Genomic DNA, 18,893 nt, shown 5'->3' on the forward strand with positions numbered 1-18,893 from the left:
ATTTTCCCGATTTAGATAAGCGATTTAACCTTACCTTTTCCTTTAATGGCTTTTTACCATGCTTTATTCTATCCTCTTCAATAGCCTTGTTTAATTCATCAAAGTATTCACGAGTTTCTACTTCAACTTCTTCTCGCGTGTATTTATGCTTATTTGCATTTGCCTTTAAATGGGTTGAGTCAGTAAATAAAACACGTCTTCCAACCATTGTATGATTCTTTGCCTGAAGAACAATTTCATCAAAAATCTCTTGAAAGATACCAGTATCTTTAAAACGATGTTGTCGATCCCAACTAATCGTTGAGGGATGTGGGACTGGATCCTTGAATTTCAAACCTAAAAACTAACGATAGGCAACATTCATTCGTATTTCTCTTTCTAGTTGTCGCTCAGAACGAATACCGTAAAGATAATCAATATTCACTTTGGGAAGATTCTCTTGGTTTAAACATAGATTTCACCACTTCTTTTTTTATTTTTTTGGTTGTGTGAGGACATTATTGAATTTGCACCTGTTGATTGGAGCGCAAATCAACAGACATGTTGCATTAATAAAATTAACGCGGTGAAATGTTAAAGTGACATAAAAAAATAAAGGCTGTCGAAGGTTTTTCGACAGCCTGACCATCTGCAAAATAGCCGATGGTTTTTTAATTAAATATAAATTTTTCGATTATTACATGAAAAGATTCAGAATGAAATAAATGAATCCAGCTAATAAAGCTGTGATTGGAAGGGTAATAACCCATGTAATCAGCATCCGTTGTGCTGTATCCCATTTAACACCCTTAAGACGGTGGGCTGACCCAACCCCTAAAATTCCTGATGAGATAACATGTGTTGTACTAACTGGCAGATGGATATAGGTCGCACCAAAAATGATGGCTGCACCTGTTAAATCAGCAGCAACCCCGTTAATTGGGCGTATTTTCATGATTTTTCCACCCACCGTTTTTATTATCTTCCAACCGCCAATTGAGGTACCTAATCCCATTGCAATTGCACAGGAAGCTTGAACCCAAAATGGCACATCAGACCCTGGTTTAAGGTAGTGATTGGCGATTAATGCCATCGTGATAATACCCATAGATTTTTGGGCATCATTGGTACCGTGAGAATAAGATTGCAGTGCTGCTGTAGCAATCTGGATGTAGCGGAAATTTCGATTTGTTTTCGTTAAATTGAAGTTTTTAAAAACAACTTTAAAAATGCTATAAATGATATAGCCGACAACGAAAGCGATAATTGGTGAAAGAATAAGTGCTTCAATTATTTTTGTAAATCCTTTGTAGTTAAGAACATTTAAACCTTCAGCTGCAATGGCTGCCCCGGCAATGGAGCCAATCAGTGCGTGCGAGGAACTGCTTGGTATGCCGTAATACCAAGTGAGAAGGTTCCAAGCAATAGCTGATAGTAAGGCGGCAAGAATGACGACTGAGCCATGTTCGAGCATAAAGGGATCGACGATATCCTTTGATATTGTTTTTGCTACCCCGGTAAAGGTCATTGCTCCAATAAAATTCATAGTCGCTGCCAAAAGGATTGCATGGCGAGGTTTTAGTGCTTTTGTTGAAACAGAGGTGGCAATTGCATTGGCTGTATCATGAAAACCATTAATAAAATCAAATGCAAGAGCACCTACAACAATTAGTATCGTTAGTATTAATAAAACGCTCATTATTTTGCTCCTTAGGCATTTTTCATAATAATGGTTTCGAGGGTATTGGCAACAGTCTGGCAATAATCTGCAATATCCTCAAGATTTTCGTAAATTTCTTTGTACTGAATAATGCGGATTGGATCTTTTTCAATTGTAAATAAATGCTTAATGGATTGACGTAAAATATTATCGCAATTTGATTCAAAATCTTTGATTTTAATGGCATGTTCTCTAATTTGAGGTAACTTTTTATTGGATAATAATTCAACTGACTTATCGATTTCAAGAATACTACCTTGAATGTTATCAACAAATTTTTTCATAAAATCATCTGCATTCGTAATCGAATACATTTCGAATAAAGCGGCACTAGCTTCAAGACCATCAAGCACATCATCCATGCTCATGGCAAGGTGGAGGATATCTTCACGTTCAATGGGAGTAATGAAGGCATCATTCAATTCTTTGATTACCTCGTGTACGTATGAATCACCTGTGGTTTCATACTCCTTCATTTTCTCAGAAAAAATTTTCAAATCACTAACATTTTTTAATTTGTATTCTGTAAAGAAATTAGCACTTTCTTTAAGGTTAGATGAAATTTTTCTGAGAAGTGCCGAGAATTTGTCTACTTTTTTTATTGCCATGTGATATACCTCCATTTTTTCATACAAAAGTTGTGCACCAACCCAATAATTTTATCTGAAAAATGTCGAAAAAAGAAATATATTTATACTAAATTTACAAAAACTTAACATTAGAATTTTCTAAATACTTTTTATGAGTTGAAATACTGTTTTAACTTTTGCTTAGAATCATTAATTTATGTAAAGATGATTGATTTTTAAGGACAATTGACGGGTGGAATATTAATTTAAAACCCGGTTCATTTACCAGTCTATATACTTTTATGAGTATAAAAAAATTTTTTGGGTATTTTAAAGGTACAGGCAGCGAGAAAAATCTTTCCTCAACTGCCTGAGGTTTCGGATATAAGGCTAAAAAATATGTGAAATGATGAATACTAAAAAGGAGTGTTCTAAAATGAGCTTCATTTGGTCATTAATTATCGGTGGAATTATTGGCTGGTTAGCAGGACTTATCGTCGGAAGAAATATTCCGGGTGGTATTATTGGTAATATCATTGCTGGTTTTGTTGGAGCCTGGCTAGGGACAGCCGTTTTAGGAAACTGGGGGCCTCATGTGTCTAACTTTGCGATTATTCCGGCAATCATCGGTGCGGCAGTACTGGTTCTTCTGGTAAGCTTCCTAATGCGTGCCTTTAGAAAAGCGGATTAAAAATAAAGTGAATAGCAGTATGGATTTTAAAAAGCCTTCCAGTCACGGGAGGCTTTTTTCTAGATTTTATACACATTAATCATTGAAAATATTGCTGATAGATCTGTAAATGGTGCATGACATGCTACTTTTTCTTGAGTGAATGGGTGGGTAAATTCAAGTTTAGCCGCATGAAGTGCCTGCCTTTTCACAAGTGGTTGACCTCCATATAAAGTGTCTCCAACCAAAGGATGTCCCAGGTCGCTCAAATGGACTCTAATTTGGTGCGTTCTTCCCGTCTCAAGCCAGCATTTTACAATCGAGAGTTGTTTGTTTTTATCTTCTTTTATCACTTGATACTGGGTAACGGCTTGCTGACCGGAGGGTGAAACTCTTCTTTTCGTAGCATGATGACGATCACGGCCAATTGGCGCATTGATAGTCCCATTTTTCAGGTTTAGCAGACCATGTACTGCTGCAATATAGGTTCTTTTTATCTCCCGTTTTTCTAGCATTTTGTCTAAAATAGTCCCTGCTAATGGATGTTTTGCAAACAGGATTGCCCCTGAGGTATCCCGGTCTAATCGATGGATTTGCCGAATATTTCTCAATTCCCCTTTGGATTGCAAATAAAAAGCAGCGGCATTAATAAGAGTATTTTTCTCTGTCTTAGGGTCATTTGGATGAGTGTTCATAAATGGCGGTTTATTGATGACTAAAACATGGTCATCCTCAAACAGGATGTCAATATCAAAAAAATTCGGAATGACTTGGAGTTCCTCTTCATTGAATAAGTGGATTTGCAGCTTTGAGCCAGAAGAAAGTGGTAAATGCCAATTAACACGACTTCCATCCACAAGAACTTTATCCTCCATTCGGAAAAGATGAGTTAATTTTTTCGGAGCCTCCCATACATGACGAAATAGTTCTTCTATTGTTTTTCCTTCCCATTTTTCCGGGACAATGATTTGAAACCACTCGCCCTTTCGCACTGTTTTAAGCATAAAATCACCTTCCACTTTTCTATTAATTACCACCGTATATTCACACTTAGATATGTTATCCTTATGTTATATATTACGACAGAAAATAGCGATGGCAAAGGTGGGTTATAAGTGAAAATAGTTTTTGCCTCGACACCAAGTCAAGAAGAAGAAATAAATGGACTGGTGAGATACATTTATTCTAATATTTTTCCTCTCTTTTTCAATGATGAAGAGATTTGTCAGCTTGAAGAGTTAAAGGTATTGCATACTTCTGAAGATATTACCACATTAAAAGATGCCTTTCAGGTGATGACGAGTATTCAAACCTTAATATCCATTCTCGAGTCCTCTCCGTTGGATGAACAATACGCAGCTGTATTTAATAAAAATGTGGCAACACTTAAGGGATTTGGGTTATCTTTTCCCTTTCATTTTGAACACTTTTTTGTTGCGTCATGTATGAAAAATAATCCGATGCTCAGCATTTATTCAAAAGCAGACAATGAGCTAATAATATGAAAAATCGACAGCCTGTGTTTTTTACAGGCTTTTTTCTATTTTTACTCTTAATAAGAGTCATTTTGAGGTATGATAGAATGTGAGTTGTTTCACTTAAATGCAAAAAATGTCAGTTTATTTCTAGTGGTTTTTAAAAGGAGTAACAAACCTGAACTTAGAAACAATAAACATTAGACAGAAATAGGAGGGGACCCTTAGTGGATTGGAAAGCTGTTGCAAATAACTGGATTGAATTTGATGGATTGGATTTGGAATTAAAAAATCAATTAAAACAGTTGAATAAGGATGCAAAGCAGTTAGAAGAGTCTTTTTATAAAAACTTGGAATTTGGAACGGGCGGTATGCGCGGGGAAATAGGCGTTGGTACAAATCGAATGAATATTTATACTGTCCGTAAAGCTTCAGCCGGCCTGGCTGCATACATAGAAGAACAAGGTGGAGAAGCAAAACGACGCGGTGTTGTCATCGCCTATGATTCACGACATAAATCACCGGAATTTGCGTTGGAGGCTGCTAAAACACTTGCAACAAAAGGGATTCAAACGTATGTGTTTGATGAACTAAGGCCGACACCGGAATTATCCTTTGCTTTAAGATATTTACATGCATTTTCTGGCATTGTTATTACAGCCAGTCATAATCCACCGGAATATAACGGATATAAAGTTTATGGCTCGGATGGCGGGCAAATGCCACCTAAAGCAGCGGATATAGTAATTGCAAAGGTAAATGAAATCGAGAATGAATTATTAATTGAGGTAGACAGTGAGGAGAAGTTAAGAGAATTAGGATTAATTAAAACAATTGGTTCAGACATTGATCAAGTATATATTGAAAAATTAAAGACCATTTCTGAAAATCTAAGCCTTGCTGAAGAAACAGATATTAATATTGTTTTCACTCCATTACATGGAACGGCAAATAAACTTGTACGTGCGGGCCTTGCCGAATTAGGCTATCAAAATGTAACGGTCGTAAAAGAGCAGGAACTTCCAGACCCTGAATTTTCGACGGTGAAAAGTCCAAACCCAGAAGAACATGCTGCCTTTGAACTAGCCATTCGAGATGGCAAAAAAGTGGGCGCCGATCTTTTAATTGCCACCGATCCGGATGCAGATCGCCTAGGCATTGCGGTTCCTAATCATGAGGGAGAATATGTGGTCCTTACAGGCAATCAAACAGGTGCGTTATTATTGGATTATATTCTTTCACAGAAAACGAAAAAAGGTACCTTGCCAGCAAATGGAGTTGTGTTAAAAACAATTGTTACTTCTGAGTTAGGCAGAAAAATAGCTTCTGCTTACCAATTAGAAACGGTAGATGTATTAACTGGATTTAAATTTATAGCGGAAAAAATTAAGGAATATGAAGCAAATGGAGATCATACCTTCATTTTTGGTTACGAAGAGTCCTACGGTTATTTAATCGGTGACTTTGCCCGTGATAAGGATGCCGTTCAGGCTGCTCTTTTAGCGACTGAGGTATGTGCCTATTATAAAAAACAAGGTATGACCCTTTATGAAGGGATGATGCAAGTTTTTGAAAAGTATGGGTATTATCAGGAAGGACTTCGTTCGTTAACCTTAAAAGGTAAGGAAGGAGCAGAAATGATTCAACGCATTTTAGCTTCATTCCGCCAGGAGCCTCTAAATAGCCTAGGGTCTTTCAAAACTGCTTCTAAAGAAGATTATTTAACGAGCCTGCGAGTAACGAAGAATAAAGAGGAAAAAATCGAGTTACCAAAATCGAATGTTTTAAAATATACTTTCGAAGACGGCACATGGGTATGTCTACGACCATCTGGTACAGAGCCAAAAGTTAAATTCTACTTTGGGGTCAATAGTCATGGCCTTGAAGAAAGTAAATCAAAACAACAAGCAATTGAAAAAGCGTTTATGGAGCTTGTGGACCAAAAAATAAAACTCCTTCAAGAAAATAAATAATCATCATAGGATTTCATCGTGAGAGGAAGAATTATATGCTTAAAGACCAAACCGCCATTGTCACTGGTGCATCACGTGGCATCGGCAGGGAAATTGCCACAAAACTTGCAGACCAAGGGATGAAATTAACGATTGTCGGCAGTTCTTCACAAATATCTGAAACGGCAAATGAATTAAAGAAAATGGGTTATACCAATATTCTCCCAGTTCAAGCGGATGTTTCGAAACAAGAGGACATGGAGGAGGTAGTTAGGAAAACAATTGCTGCCTATGGCTCGGTCGATCTTCTTGTCAACAATGCAGGTGTTGGCTTCTTTAAACTAACCGAAGAAGTTACTCTTGAAGAGTGGAAGAAAGTATTTGAGGTTAATGTTCAAGGGGTTTTCCTTGCTACAAAGTCAGTGCTTCCACATATGAAAGAGCGGAAATCCGGAACGATTATTACGATTTCATCTGATGTTGCCCGCTATACGATTCCGAATGGAGCAGCCTATACAGCTACTAAATATGCAGTCCAAGGTTTTTCTGGCTCAGTAGCACAAGAAGTCCGCGACTATGGAATTCGAGTTGGCACCATAAATCCCGGAATGGTGGATACTTATTTTGCAGAATCTACACAGGGCTTACCAGAGAAAAAAGACTGGCTTAAGGTGGAGGATATCGCAAATGCAGTCGTCTATATGGCGTCCGCACCAAACCATATGTTGATTGATGAAATCGTCTTACATCCATTCGCTCAACAATATCCAATAGCATAAATATAAACGGCTTTCCAACAAGGAAAGCCGTTTTTTGGTGGAATTCTTTGGCCCGGTTGTAAAAATTTTTCTCAACGAATTCTGTATTCCCTTGTTTTTTCAGGAAAGACTATACATCGGTAATCCATTTTCATCAGGTTCGACGGTTTCGTTAGCATGGTCGATGTAACGAAGCAGGTTATAGAGTTTCGTTTCAATCACAGTGTAATCACGTTCAAAATTGTAGGCATGCAGGAATTGTTCGATTCTTTTTGACAAAAAATGATCTTTTGTCCGTACCATCAAAATTAGCAAATTATCCCATTCGGAACGCTGGGTGTAATATAACGCTCGGTCATAATCTATCTTATTCATTTGTTTTCTCTCCTCCTTATTAGGAGTTGAGATTATTGTATGACATTCTGAAGATAACTTTCACAGAAAATGTTGGAGAACCAAGTTTCAAGCTGTTTTCAACATTTACCTGAATAATTTTAAAAAAAGTGGAGGTTTTATGGCCAAAATTTTATGGATTATTTTGATTGTATTCCTACCATTCGAAACAGTTACACATGCAAAAGTCGTTGAAACTGATAAACCGTATTCATATGAACTGCTGGTTCAAGACCTTGAAAAGATTCAGGTCAGGTATAAAGGGCAAGTTGAAATAAAATCAATTGGCACGAGCCATTTTGAAAGACAAATTTGGGGAGTAAAGCTAGGACATGGGAAGAAAAATATCGTTTTAATTGGCTCACATCATGGACGTGAATGGCTTACGAGTATCGTACTGATGAAAATGCTTGAGTCTTATGCTGATGCTTATCAAGAGAAGAAGAAGTTCGGGGCTATATCCACAAATATCCTTAATGATGTTTCGATTTGGTTTGTACCAATGTTAAATCCGGATGGTGTGGCTATTCAACAAAATAACATTAAAAGCTTTCCGATTGAGCATCAAGAACGATTATTGATTATGAATGACCAATTGGATAATTTTGAAGGTTGGAAAGCCAATGGAATGGGAGTTGATTTAAACCGGCAATATCCGGCAGGCTGGTCAGCTCTTGATAAAGAACCATCAACCCCTTCCAATAAATTTTATAAGGGGAAAAAACCTCTTGAATCAAAGGAAGTCGTTGCCTTAACGAAATTTATTAGTGAGGTAAACCCTTCGATTGCAATCGCTTATCATACAGCAGGAAGAGAGATTTTTTGGAACTTTAGAAACGGAAAATACTTAAAGCGCGATAAAACGGTTGCTAAAAAAATTGCTAAATTAACTGGTTATAAATTAGCAAAGCCATCTAAAGATTCAATGGGCGGTGGTTTCACTGATTGGTTTATCACTACTTATCACCGACCAGCAATGACGATTGAAATTAGCTATCTTGTTGGCGAAACGAATCCCCCCTTATCTGTCTTTAAAGCGGAATGGAAACGTAATCGCTATGTTGGACTTAAACTTGCAGAAGAGGCGAAAAAAATTCCTCATTAATCATAACAATTTAGGCTTAGGGAAAAATAGAAATAGTTTATTTTATCTTGTTTCATCATTCCCACCATTACTTCATACATTGTGGTAAGAGGTAAAGGGGGAGTGGCTAATGGATGTAGAAGGTCGGAATCAACTTGAATACGCCATCAGTGAAATCAGTGAAATAGCAACTGGCTTTGGTTTAGACTTTTACCCAATGCGTTATGAAATTTGTCCTGCTGAAATCATTTATACGTTCGGAGCCTATGGAATGCCGACACGATTTTCACATTGGAGCTTTGGAAAGCAATTTCACAAAATGAAACTTCACTATGATTTGGGGCTTAGTAAAATTTATGAACTTGTCATTAACTCAAATCCGTGTTATGCCTTCTTGTTAGACTCTAATACATTGATTCAAAACAAACTCATTGTGGCTCACGTTTTAGCTCATTGCGATTTCTTCAAAAATAACGTCCGCTTTCAAAACACAAAGCGAGACATGGTTGAAAGCATGGCGGCAACAGCGGAGAGAATTCATCAATATGAAATCCAATACGGTAAAAAGGAAGTAGAAACCTTCCTTGATGCAGTATTAGCGATTGATGAGCACATCGATCCTTCTCTGATGAGGCCAAAATTAGCATGGTCGATTGGAGATGATGAAGAAGCTGAAGATGAAGAACACCATATGACTACGCCATATGATGACCTCTGGAGGTTAGACGAGAAGAATAAGAAGGAAACCAATCAACCGAAGAAAAGAAAATTTCCACCACGGCCTGAAAAGGACTTATTGTTATTTATTGAAACCTTCAGCAGGGAGCTTGAGGACTGGCAGCGCGATATCTTGACGATGATGCGGGAGGAAATGCTCTATTTTTGGCCGCAGCTTGAAACAAAAATCATGAACGAAGGCTGGGCCTCGTATTGGCATCAACGAATTTTACGGGAAATGGATTTAACAAGTGGTGAAGCAATTGACTTCGCCAAGTTGAATGCTGGTGTTGTCCAACCATCTAAAACAGGGATAAACCCTTATTATCTTGGCATTAAAATCTTTGAGGATATTGAAGAACGCTATAATAATCCGACTGAAGAAATGAAGCGTAGAGGTGTTGAGCCTGACTCAGGCAGAGAAAAAATGTTTGAAGTGCGAGAAGTAGAATCGGATATTTCCTTCTTGCGGAATTACTTAAATAAAGACCTCGTGATGAGGGAAGATATGTATCTATTCCAGAAACAAGGTCGGGATTATAAAATCGTTGATAAAGAGTGGGAGCATATCCGTGACCAACTTGTAAATATGCGGGTAAACGGCGGATTTCCATATATCACTGTCAATGATGGTGACTATATGAAAAACGGCGAGCTTTACTTAAAGCATTGGTATGAAGGGGTGGAACTGGATGTGAAATACCTCGAAAAAGTACTGCCATATATCCAGCAGCTTTGGGGCAGGCCGGTTCATATCGAAACGATGATTGAAGAAAGAAAAATGCTGTTTTCCTATGATGGAAAAGGGGTTAACCGGAAGTACCTATAATCAAAATCAAAGGCAGCTATAGTTGGATAGCTGCCTTTCTAATATTTTTGAAATTGAATTCATTTCCAACAAGCTCTACCATCATACACATAACAAGTGCTATCGCTTGTTTCTATGAATACCTATTCTGAGACCTCTGAATAAACGGCTATTAATACAACGGCAACCTCATCCCCGATATTTTTAACAAAATGAGGAACACTTGCGCACCAACTGAAAGTATCTCCATCTTCCAAAATAAATGAGTCTTCACCTTGTTCCGCAAGAATTTTCCCTTTAAGAACTAAATGGCATTCTTCACCTTCATGTGCTTTTTTTGCTCCTGTAGAAGCTCCAGGAGGAATTTCAACCTGTCTAATGCTTAAACCACCTCTGGATGCTAAATGCTCTACCTTTAAATCTGAGTCTGTAGAGATAGTGAATTCTCTCTCATTTTTTCGAATAACACTCATATGTTGATCTTTTTCTAACAGAAGATAGGGTAATGGAACATTTAAGAAATTAGCTATCGTTTGTAAGGTACTGATTGAAGGGGATGTGTTGTTGTTTTCAACATTGCTTATAAATCCCTTTGAAAGACCAGTATCTTCACACATTTGGGCAATCGTTATTTTTTTCCTATTTCTAATGGCACGAATTTTAGAGCCGATATCCACGTTCATCACCTCGATGGTTTCTTAATAGTAAACTTAATTTCATATTAACAAAAAAATAATTGACATGCTATCCTTTTCTTTGATATTGTATAGGAAACAAAGATTCATATAAGGAAACTTTTTTCTTTGTATCTCAAAATGAAACTGTTTTAGGAATCATATAGGCTCTTACCATTTAAAATAAATATTATTTAATAATGAAAGGATGATTACTAAATGGAAACACCAATGATTTATGAACTTCGTCGTCCAAAGAAGGAAATACCGGGAAAGAAGTACCCTGCATTGTTTGTTATGCACGGAATGGGAAGTAATGAACAAAATATGTTGTCATTGGTTGAGGATCTAGAGGATTTCTTCTATATTTTTAGTATTAGGGGACACCTCTCCCAGGGGCCAGGATTTGCTTACTTCACTATCCAAGGATTTGGAAAACCACATCGTGAAGTATTCGATGAAGGAATGAATAAATTAACTACCTTTATTGATTATGCTTCTGAAAAGTATTCATTGGATTTAAGCCAATTATACTTGCTAGGTTTTAGCCAGGGGGCGATTCTTTCGATGTCCTTAGCACTAACCCTTGGTACTAAAATTAAGGGTGTTGTAGCTCTAAGCGGATATATTCCGATGTTTGTCAAGGAAGAATACAATATTAATCCTGGCAATCATTTATCTGTGTTTATCTCACATGGGGAATTTGATCAGGTCCTGCCGTATGAATGGGGTAAAGAAAATGCCGAGTATTTTCATAAGTTGAACATCCCGGTGACCTTTAAAACCTATCCAGAAGGCCATTCAGTATCTGAAGGAAATCTTCAAGATTTCCAAGCTTGGATTTTGAATGATTTAAAAAGATAAGTAATTCCAAAATTAAATCACAAAAATTTGGAGGAAACTAAGATGCTGCCATCTTTATTTATTGCTCATGGTTCACCATTACTTGCAATCGAGAATAATGAGTATACGAAGTTTTTAACAAAATTGGGACAAACCTTGCCAAAACCAAAGGCTGTTATTTTATTTTCAGCACATTGGGAGTCTAAAATCCAAAAGGTGAGCAATGTTGACCAATATCGTACGATTTATGATTTCGGAGGATTTGATGAAGCACTATATAGAATTGAATACCCTGCCAAAGGAGATAACCAGATTGCAAAAGAAATAGAGGATTTATTCACGAACAATGGAGTATCCTTTGCAAGTGAAACACAGCGTGGTCTTGATCATGGTGCATGGATTGTCCTCCGCTTGCTTTATCCAAATGCCGATATTCCGGTTATTTCCATGTCGGTCAATTCTAATCTTACGCCAGAGGAGCAATATAAAATTGGAAAAGCTTTATCGGTATTAAGAGCGAATGACATTTTAATTATTGCCAGTGGAGGAACTGTGCATAACCTAGCGGCTTTGAAATGGTCTGACAATGGGCAAGTGGATTCATGGGCACTTGAATTTGATGATTGGTTAGCACATCATTTAGATAAATGGGATTTACCTTCACTATTTAAATATGACTCATTGGCACCAAATGCAGAATTTGCGGTACCACCCTATGGGAAAGAACACTTTATTCCGATTTTTTACGCGATGGGTGCTGCAGACAATCATCAAAAAGCAACATTACTTCATCGTAGTTTCCGATATGGAAACCTAAGTCACAGTGTATGGCAGTTTGAGTGATAGGATGGAGGTTGAGTTAAAAATCCCCTCAAGACATTTCTTGAGGGGAAAAGAGTAGACTGTTAAACAGCAGCAAGTTCTTTTTCTAATGCTTTTTCTACCGTTACATAATCATAACCAAGATCTTTTGCTACTGCTTCATAAGTGATTTCTCCGTTGGCTACGTTAACGCCAAGCAATAAAGCAGCATTTTCAGAGATGGCTTTGAAAACCCCTTTATTTGCAATTTGCAATGCATAAGGAACCGTAACATTTGTTAATGCAATTGTTGAAGTTCTTGGAACGGCACCAGGCATATTAGCAACAGAATAGTGGACAACACCATGTTTGACAAATGTAGGGTTATCATGAGTTGTGATATGATCACATGTTTCAACAATTCCACCTTGGTCGATAGCAACGTCGACAATGACAGAACCAGGCTTCATTGATTTAACCATCTCTTCTTTAACTAATTTAGGTGCTTTAGCACCAGGAATCAAAACAGCACCGATTAAAAGATCAGCCTCTGCCACCGCTTCTGCGATGTTCATTGGATTAGACATTAATGTTTTGATTTGATTTCCGAAAATATCGTCAAGCTGGCGTAGGCGGTCAGCACTTAAGTCGATGATTGTCACGTCAGCACCTAAACCGATGGCCATTTTAGCTGCGTTTGTACCAACAATTCCACCACCGATGATGGTAACCTTACCGCGGTTTACCCCAGGGACACCTGCGAGTAGGATTCCTTGGCCACCGTTATTTTTTTGCAAGAACTGAGCGCCAATTTGGGCTGCCATCCGTCCAGCAACTTCACTCATAGGTGTGAGAAGTGGAAGAGTTCTGTTAACTGCCACAGTTTCATAAGCAACTGCGATAACACCTTTTTCCTTTAATGCCAGTGCAAGCGCTGGCTCAGCTGCTAGGTGTAAGTATGTAAATAGGATTAAACCTGGACGGAAGTATTGATACTCACTTGAAAGAGGCTCTTTTACTTTCATAATCATATCTGATTTAGCCCAAACGTTTTCTGCATTGCCAATAATCTCTGCACCAGCTTTTACATAATCCTCATTAGTGAAACCGCTTCCAATTCCGGCGTCTTTTTCTACTAATACATTATGTCCGGCAGTCAAGAATGAAACGACACCTGCAGGCGTAAGTGCAACGCGATTTTCATTGTTTTTAATTTCTTTAGTTACACCAATAAACATTCTAATTCATCCCCTTAATGCTTAAAGTAATTTTGCTATGCCTAAGTATAAAAGGTTTGCCAACGAATTTCTTTGTTAATAAAGGAGAAAGATTAGTAATGTTTTTGGGGATTTTCACAAAATGTTCAAATCCCCTGGTATTTTTTCAGCTTTAAATCGAGGTAGAGCAGCATTTTTTGATTTGGATCCTTGAAATCCACTTCACCAATCTCAGCAATTCTCTTTAAGCGATAATTTAAGGTGTTGGCGTGGACATTTAATTCTTTGGCGGTATCATTTATATTATTGTCTTTAGTTAAAAATATTTCTAATGTCTCGACGAGATTGCTGTTATGCTTTTGATCATATTCTTCAAGCATTTTCAGTGAAGGGTTTTCATATGTCTCATTCTTTCTTTTTTCTAAAAGTAGGTCAAAAAGTTGGTATATTCCTAATTTTGTGTAATTGTGAATGGTTTTTGTTTCTAAGGGGAACCTTTCCTTTATCGATAATACTGCCAATGTTTCTTTATAAGCTTTACTGATTTTTTGGTAATTATCATAAATTCCGCTGTAGGCAGGACTGATATCCATTACACCGTAACGTTCCATTGTTTTTGAAATAAATGTTTGAACAAAATGGTTTATTTCATTGAGTGGGTTCTCCATATTTGTTCCAGATACGAGCAGAATAAGCTGGTTGCAGTCGATTGTATAGAGCATGATTTGGATGCGCTGGGTAGTTTTTAATATATAAGAGATATTTTGCTCATCTTTGTCGGTGATGTTCTGTTGAAACTGAAAAACAAGAACAGCAAAAGAGGAGGCGGGCGTTATCTGCATTGTTTGGAAATGCTCCATTATTTCTTCCCGATCGTCCATATGACCTGTTAACAATTTCCAAAAAAATTCTTGAAATCGCTCTTCCTTCTTGTTTTTTCGAGTTTGCAGTTGTAAAAGCTTGTTTTTTGCCGTGTTTGCTGCTTTTTTTAATAAATTGAAATCTTCTTCATTTAATAATTTATCAATTTCCAAAGCCCAAATAAATCCTAACACCTCTTCATCCTTCCATATGGAGATGGCGACTCGATGGCTTAGCCCAATATCATCCATGCTCTTAACATGAATAGGCTCCTTCGTTTTTAATAAAGCTGGTATCGTTCCTTCTTTCCATAATTGATTGATGACTTTTTCCGGTACTCTGCGGCCGATAATAGTTGAAATTCTTGCGGGATCCGTTCGCTCATCATGGGTGCTATAGGCTAGAAGCCGGTGGTTTGAATCCTCGATAGTAATGGGGCATTTTAATACTTGACTAATTAGGTCTGCAAAATCATCCAAACTATCAATTGCGGTTTTAAAAGGATCATGTAGTCTAGTATTCAAAATATTGACCTCCATTTAATGAATGAATATTAATGTTGTGTTTTTTAGCTCAACCGTTTGTTTAATTTTACAAAAAAAAAGACAGAATTTCATTTATTTATACAAAAGAAATTGTACACAATAATGTTAAAATAACTTCATGCAAAATTCAAAAAAGTAATTATTGCAAATATTATTTTTTGAAAGCGCTACCAATATAAAAAGAGGAGGACAAAGAATTTTTATTGCTTTTCCTAATAATGGGTATATCGCTTGATGTAGTTGATTAATTGTTATGTTTAATAAAAACCCTTACAAAAGAATACTTGATTTTTCGGAAGGAAAAACTTCTTTTAAGAAAAACTCTTTAAAACGAAAAATAATATTATTTCTATTCTACAGAAGGTATATTATTAATAAGAGCAAAATGGGATGATTGAGAAATTAGAAGTTTTTAATTAGGGGGAGATTAATATATGAATCAAAACAATCACGGGAAAGAACTTCATCGCGGCTTGGAGGAAAGGCATATAACTTTAATGTCCTTAGGGGCTGCTATCGGGGTTGGGCTATTTCTCGGTTCTGCAAAAGCAATTGAAATGGCTGGTCCGGGGATTATTTTTGGCTATGCATTTGCTGGACTTATCATGTTTTTTATTATGCGGGCACTTGGAGAAATGGCGATTCAAAAGCCTGTCGCTGGTTCATTTAGTAAGTATGCACGTGATTATCTAGGGCCGCTTGCAGGATATATAACAGGCTGGAACTATTGGTTTTTGTGGGTCGTTACTTGTATGGCAGAAATTACAGCTGTAGGGATATACATGGAATATTGGTATCCTGATGTACCTCGCTGGATCTGGGCTCTTGCTGCCCTTGTCATCATGGCGACAGTTAATTTCCTTGCAGTAAAAGCCTACGGAGAATTAGAATTTTGGTTTGCTCTAATAAAAATTGTAACGATTATTGCCATGATTGCAGTAGGTGCCGGAATGATTATCTTTGGATTCGGTAATGGTGGTATTGCAACTGGGATTCGAAATTTATGGGCACATGGTGGTTTGTTCCCTAATGGAATTAAAGGTGTTTTATTGTCATTGCAAATGGTAATGTTTGCTTATCTTGGGATTGAAATGATTGGGGTTACAGCAGGTGAGGTTAAAAATCCAGAAAAATCCCTTTCAAGGGCAATTGATACTGTTTTCTGGCGTATTCTTATTTTTTACGTAGGTGCCTTGTTTGTGATTATGTCCATTTATCCTTGGGAGGAAATTGGCACTAAAGGAAGTCCTTTCGTCCTCACCTTTGAAAAAATTGGTATCCCAGGAGCAGCGGGAATTATTAATTTCGTAGTCCTTACGGCTGCTCTTTCATCATGTAATAGTGGGATTTTTAGTACGGCTCGAATGCTATTTAACCTAGCTGAGCACGGAGAGGCACCACCGAGTTTTGGAAAAGTGACAAAAAGCGGTGTGCCAGGGATCGCGGTTTTAGCTTCTGGAGGGGCTCTGTTAATTGGAGTTGTCTTAAATTATATTGTTCCTGCCAAAGTTTTTACTTGGGTAACAAGCATCGCAACATTCGGAGCAATTTGGACTTGGGGTGTCATTCTGTTATCGCAAATTCGTTATCGTAAATCATTAGATCCGGGAGAGTCGAAAGTATTGAAATATAAGATGCCGTTATTCCCATATACTTCTTATATTGCCTTAGCCTTTTTAGTATTTGTTATTGGTCTTATGGCTTATAATCCGGATACAAGAATTGCACTATATATTGGTCCATTCTTCCTAATCTTCTTAGTCGGTGTTTATTATATAAAAGGTTTTCATAAAAGAGAAACCAGCCAATCAAAAGGTATTAAACGTGTTAGTTAAAAATACTTGGGGCCCAGAAATGGGTCTCCTTTTTATTTTGATTTTTCAATTAGCCCCACCGCTTAGATTTTTCATTTTTCCACATACTAATAGGGTATAAATAAGGAGGGTTCGTTGAGATGAAAAAAATAGCAGCATTGATAACAGCAGCTGTCTTAGCACTTTCTCTTTCCGCTATTAGTGCCTGCGCACAAACCGGGACAAGTACACCCGCAAGCTTGGCAGAACAAAACACAATGTCTGTTCTCTGGTTTCAAACATCAGGCGAAGCGAAAGCTTTGTTTTATCAGGGCTACAACATTGGAAAAATGAGATTAGATGAAATCTTGAATAAAAAGGCGATGAAAAAAGGCTTAAAACCAGCAATTGTCCTTGATTTAGACGAGACTGTAATCGATAATAGCCCGCTATTTGCACGGAAAATCGTTTCGAGTGATAGCTATCCGCTGAATTGGAGTATGTGGGTTAAAAGGGCTGAGGCAAAGGCACTCCCAGGGGCCATTGAATTTTTAAAGTACGCCGATTCAAAGGGTGTGGCTATTTTCTACATTTCCAACCGAAAAGAAACTAAAAAAGCAGTAACCATAAAAAATTTACTAGCAGTTGGTGCACCACAAGCTGATGCAGATCACGTATTTTTGAAGCGAATAGGGGAAAGAGGGAAAGAAGACAGACGCCGCCAAGTGGCAAGAACCCATAATGTTGTTCTATTGTTTGGAGATAATCTTGGTGATTTCAGTGGATTTGACGAGTTGACGGTATCTGGAAGGATAGAAGCGGTAAATAAACAAAAAGAGGAATTTGGCAGAAAACTAATTGTGTTCCCTAACCCGATGTATGGGGATTGGGAAGGGGCGATTTATCATTACGATTCCATAAAGTCCATTGATGAAAGATTGAAGCTTAGGAAAAATAGCTTACAGCCATTTCAACCATAATCAGATATGCTGCCGCCTAATAATTGGCGGCAGTATTTTTTTTCTCAAAAAAAGGTGGGAGAATATTTTTTACTTAATACCAAATTTTTCGTTGGACGAAATAAAAGAATCCGAGTATAGTAGTCAACATGAGTTTTAGTTATTAGGAGGACTATTATGTTTGGTATATCATTGCCGCAGTCATTTTTACAGATGAATACCATTTTTATCTCAATCCTTATTGAAGCATTACCTTTTGTTACGCTTGGAGTTTTAATCTCGGGAATCATTCAAATATTTGTGACAGAAGAAATGATAGCAAAGATTATGCCTAAAAATCCAATTCTTGCGGTCGTTTTTGCGAGTTTTTTAGGTATTTTATTTCCGTCCTGTGAATGTGGAATTGTTCCGATTGTCAGCAGGCTTGTATCTAAAGGTGTGCCGATTTCAGCTGGTATTGCCTTTATGTTAACTGCCCCAATCATTAATCCAGTGGTTTTATTTGCTACTTATATTGCTTTCGGCAGTGATTGGAAAATAGCGTTATTCCGTGCACTTGGCGCTATCGTTGTTGCACTTGCAGTTGGAATATTAATTGCTTATCGGTATAAAGGGAATCCGTTCAAAGAAAATTATCATCATGATCATCATCATCATGAAAAAACAACGGTTTGGAAGAAAGTAAAACAGACACTTGAACATGCTGTTGAAGAATTTTTCTCGATGGGAAAGTATTTAATTATCGGGTCACTAATTGCTGCAGCTGTACAAACCTATATTAAAACAGCTACACTTGTTTCAATAGGACATGGACCGGCCTCGTCATCAATCGTGATGATGGCACTGTCATTTATTCTATCATTATGTTCTGAAGCGGATGCCTTTATTGCTTCGTCGTTTAGAACCACGTTTTCTACGGGTTCACTGTTAGCCTTTTTAGTGTTTGGCCCAATGGTGGATATTAAGAATTTAATGATGATGCTGGCAACATTTAAAAAACGACTTGTATTTATGATTGTTGCTTCTGTTTTTGTAGTTGTCTTTGTCTACTCTTTGTTGTTTTAAGGAGTTGTAA

Annotated in this window: 18 protein-coding genes and 1 pseudogene; 11 read left to right on the forward strand and 8 right to left on the reverse strand. The window is 37.3% G+C overall.

Features of this window, described 5'->3' with window-relative positions; translation table 11 throughout:
- From RTR43_RS12425 to RTR43_RS12435, 3 genes and pseudogenes are all read right to left on the reverse strand, one after another.
- Positions 1–418 (reverse strand): annotated as a pseudogene (locus RTR43_RS12425) (transposase); the annotation flags it as partial.
- Positions 419–676: 258 nt separating this feature from the next.
- Positions 677–1,678, reverse strand: a complete 1,002-nt coding sequence (locus RTR43_RS12430; RefSeq protein ID WP_312472309.1) for an inorganic phosphate transporter — start codon at positions 1,676–1,678, stop codon at positions 677–679.
- 11 nt (positions 1,679–1,689) lie between these two features.
- Complete coding sequence (locus RTR43_RS12435) at positions 1,690–2,307, reverse strand: DUF47 domain-containing protein (RefSeq protein WP_312472311.1); 618 nt, start codon at positions 2,305–2,307, stop codon at positions 1,690–1,692.
- A 397-nt stretch (positions 2,308–2,704) separates the two neighbouring features.
- Between RTR43_RS12435 and RTR43_RS12440 the strand changes: the two genes are divergently transcribed.
- On the forward strand, positions 2,705–2,959 hold the full coding sequence (locus RTR43_RS12440; protein ID WP_312472312.1) for a GlsB/YeaQ/YmgE family stress response membrane protein: 255 nt from the start codon (positions 2,705–2,707) through the stop codon (positions 2,957–2,959).
- A 59-nt stretch (positions 2,960–3,018) separates the two neighbouring features.
- Here the strand turns inward: RTR43_RS12440 and RTR43_RS12445 are convergent, their stop codons facing one another.
- A complete protein-coding gene (locus RTR43_RS12445) occupies positions 3,019–3,942 on the reverse strand; it encodes an RluA family pseudouridine synthase (RefSeq protein ID WP_312472314.1) in 924 nt (307 codons plus the stop codon).
- Positions 3,943–4,053: 111 nt separating this feature from the next.
- Between RTR43_RS12445 and RTR43_RS12450 the strand changes: the two genes are divergently transcribed.
- From RTR43_RS12450 to RTR43_RS12460, 3 genes are all read left to right on the forward strand, one after another.
- The gene (locus RTR43_RS12450) at positions 4,054–4,443 is read left to right on the forward strand and encodes a YhcU family protein (protein WP_312472316.1); all 390 of its coding nucleotides are present in this window, start codon (positions 4,054–4,056) and stop codon (positions 4,441–4,443) included.
- Positions 4,444–4,640: 197 nt separating this feature from the next.
- Positions 4,641–6,386 carry a phospho-sugar mutase gene (locus tag RTR43_RS12455; protein ID WP_312472318.1) on the forward strand — a complete coding sequence of 582 codons (1,746 nt, stop codon included), beginning with the start codon at positions 4,641–4,643 and terminating at the stop codon, positions 6,384–6,386.
- A gap of 35 nt (positions 6,387–6,421) precedes the next feature.
- Positions 6,422–7,144, forward strand: a complete 723-nt coding sequence (locus RTR43_RS12460) for an SDR family oxidoreductase (protein ID WP_312472319.1) — start codon at positions 6,422–6,424, stop codon at positions 7,142–7,144.
- A 99-nt stretch (positions 7,145–7,243) separates the two neighbouring features.
- Here the strand turns inward: RTR43_RS12460 and RTR43_RS12465 are convergent, their stop codons facing one another.
- Positions 7,244–7,498 (reverse strand): YhdB family protein, encoded by a 255-nt coding sequence (locus tag RTR43_RS12465; protein ID WP_312472320.1) that lies wholly within the window; start codon positions 7,496–7,498, stop codon positions 7,244–7,246.
- A gap of 139 nt (positions 7,499–7,637) precedes the next feature.
- On the opposite strand from RTR43_RS12465, the gene RTR43_RS12470 reads away from it, so the two are divergent.
- Entirely contained in the window at positions 7,638–8,621 is a 984-nt protein-coding gene (locus tag RTR43_RS12470; RefSeq protein WP_312472321.1) for a M14 family zinc carboxypeptidase, read from the forward strand.
- Between the two features lie 109 nt (positions 8,622–8,730).
- Positions 8,731–10,146, forward strand: coding sequence for a SpoVR family protein (locus tag RTR43_RS12475; RefSeq protein ID WP_312472323.1), 1,416 nt, complete (start codon positions 8,731–8,733; stop codon positions 10,144–10,146).
- A gap of 122 nt (positions 10,147–10,268) precedes the next feature.
- On the opposite strand, the gene RTR43_RS12480 is transcribed toward RTR43_RS12475, so the two are convergent.
- The gene (locus RTR43_RS12480) at positions 10,269–10,802 is read right to left on the reverse strand and encodes a helix-turn-helix domain-containing protein (protein WP_312472327.1); all 534 of its coding nucleotides are present in this window, start codon (positions 10,800–10,802) and stop codon (positions 10,269–10,271) included.
- A gap of 216 nt (positions 10,803–11,018) precedes the next feature.
- On the opposite strand from RTR43_RS12480, the gene RTR43_RS12485 reads away from it, so the two are divergent.
- Both RTR43_RS12485 and RTR43_RS12490 read left to right on the forward strand, forming a co-directional pair.
- On the forward strand, positions 11,019–11,663 hold the full coding sequence (locus RTR43_RS12485) for an alpha/beta hydrolase (protein WP_312472329.1): 645 nt from the start codon (positions 11,019–11,021) through the stop codon (positions 11,661–11,663).
- A gap of 42 nt (positions 11,664–11,705) precedes the next feature.
- Positions 11,706–12,485, forward strand: coding sequence for a DODA-type extradiol aromatic ring-opening family dioxygenase (locus RTR43_RS12490; RefSeq protein WP_248733958.1), 780 nt, complete (start codon positions 11,706–11,708; stop codon positions 12,483–12,485).
- A gap of 62 nt (positions 12,486–12,547) precedes the next feature.
- Here the strand turns inward: RTR43_RS12490 and ald are convergent, their stop codons facing one another.
- Complete coding sequence (ald, locus tag RTR43_RS12495) at positions 12,548–13,681, reverse strand: alanine dehydrogenase (protein ID WP_312472333.1); 1,134 nt, start codon at positions 13,679–13,681, stop codon at positions 12,548–12,550.
- 125 nt (positions 13,682–13,806) lie between these two features.
- A complete protein-coding gene (locus RTR43_RS12500) occupies positions 13,807–15,045 on the reverse strand; it encodes a PucR family transcriptional regulator (protein ID WP_312472335.1) in 1,239 nt (412 codons plus the stop codon).
- Positions 15,046–15,500: 455 nt separating this feature from the next.
- Here RTR43_RS12500 and alaP point away from each other — a divergent pair, with 455 nt between their 5' ends.
- The 3 genes from alaP (at position 15,501) to RTR43_RS12515 (ending at position 18,883) form a co-directional block, all read left to right on the forward strand.
- Positions 15,501–16,901, forward strand: coding sequence for an alanine permease AlaP (gene alaP, locus RTR43_RS12505; RefSeq protein WP_312472336.1), 1,401 nt, complete (start codon positions 15,501–15,503; stop codon positions 16,899–16,901).
- 119 nt (positions 16,902–17,020) lie between these two features.
- Positions 17,021–17,839 carry a 5'-nucleotidase, lipoprotein e(P4) family gene (locus RTR43_RS12510; RefSeq protein ID WP_312472338.1) on the forward strand — a complete coding sequence of 273 codons (819 nt, stop codon included), beginning with the start codon at positions 17,021–17,023 and terminating at the stop codon, positions 17,837–17,839.
- 156 nt (positions 17,840–17,995) lie between these two features.
- Positions 17,996–18,883 (forward strand): permease, encoded by an 888-nt coding sequence (locus tag RTR43_RS12515; protein ID WP_312472341.1) that lies wholly within the window; start codon positions 17,996–17,998, stop codon positions 18,881–18,883.
- Positions 18,884–18,893 lie beyond the last annotated feature (10 nt).

This window comes from Neobacillus sp. (genome assembly GCF_031988165.1).
GTDB classification, from domain to species: Bacteria; Bacillota; Bacilli; order Bacillales; family Cytobacillaceae; genus Neobacillus; species Neobacillus rhizosphaerae.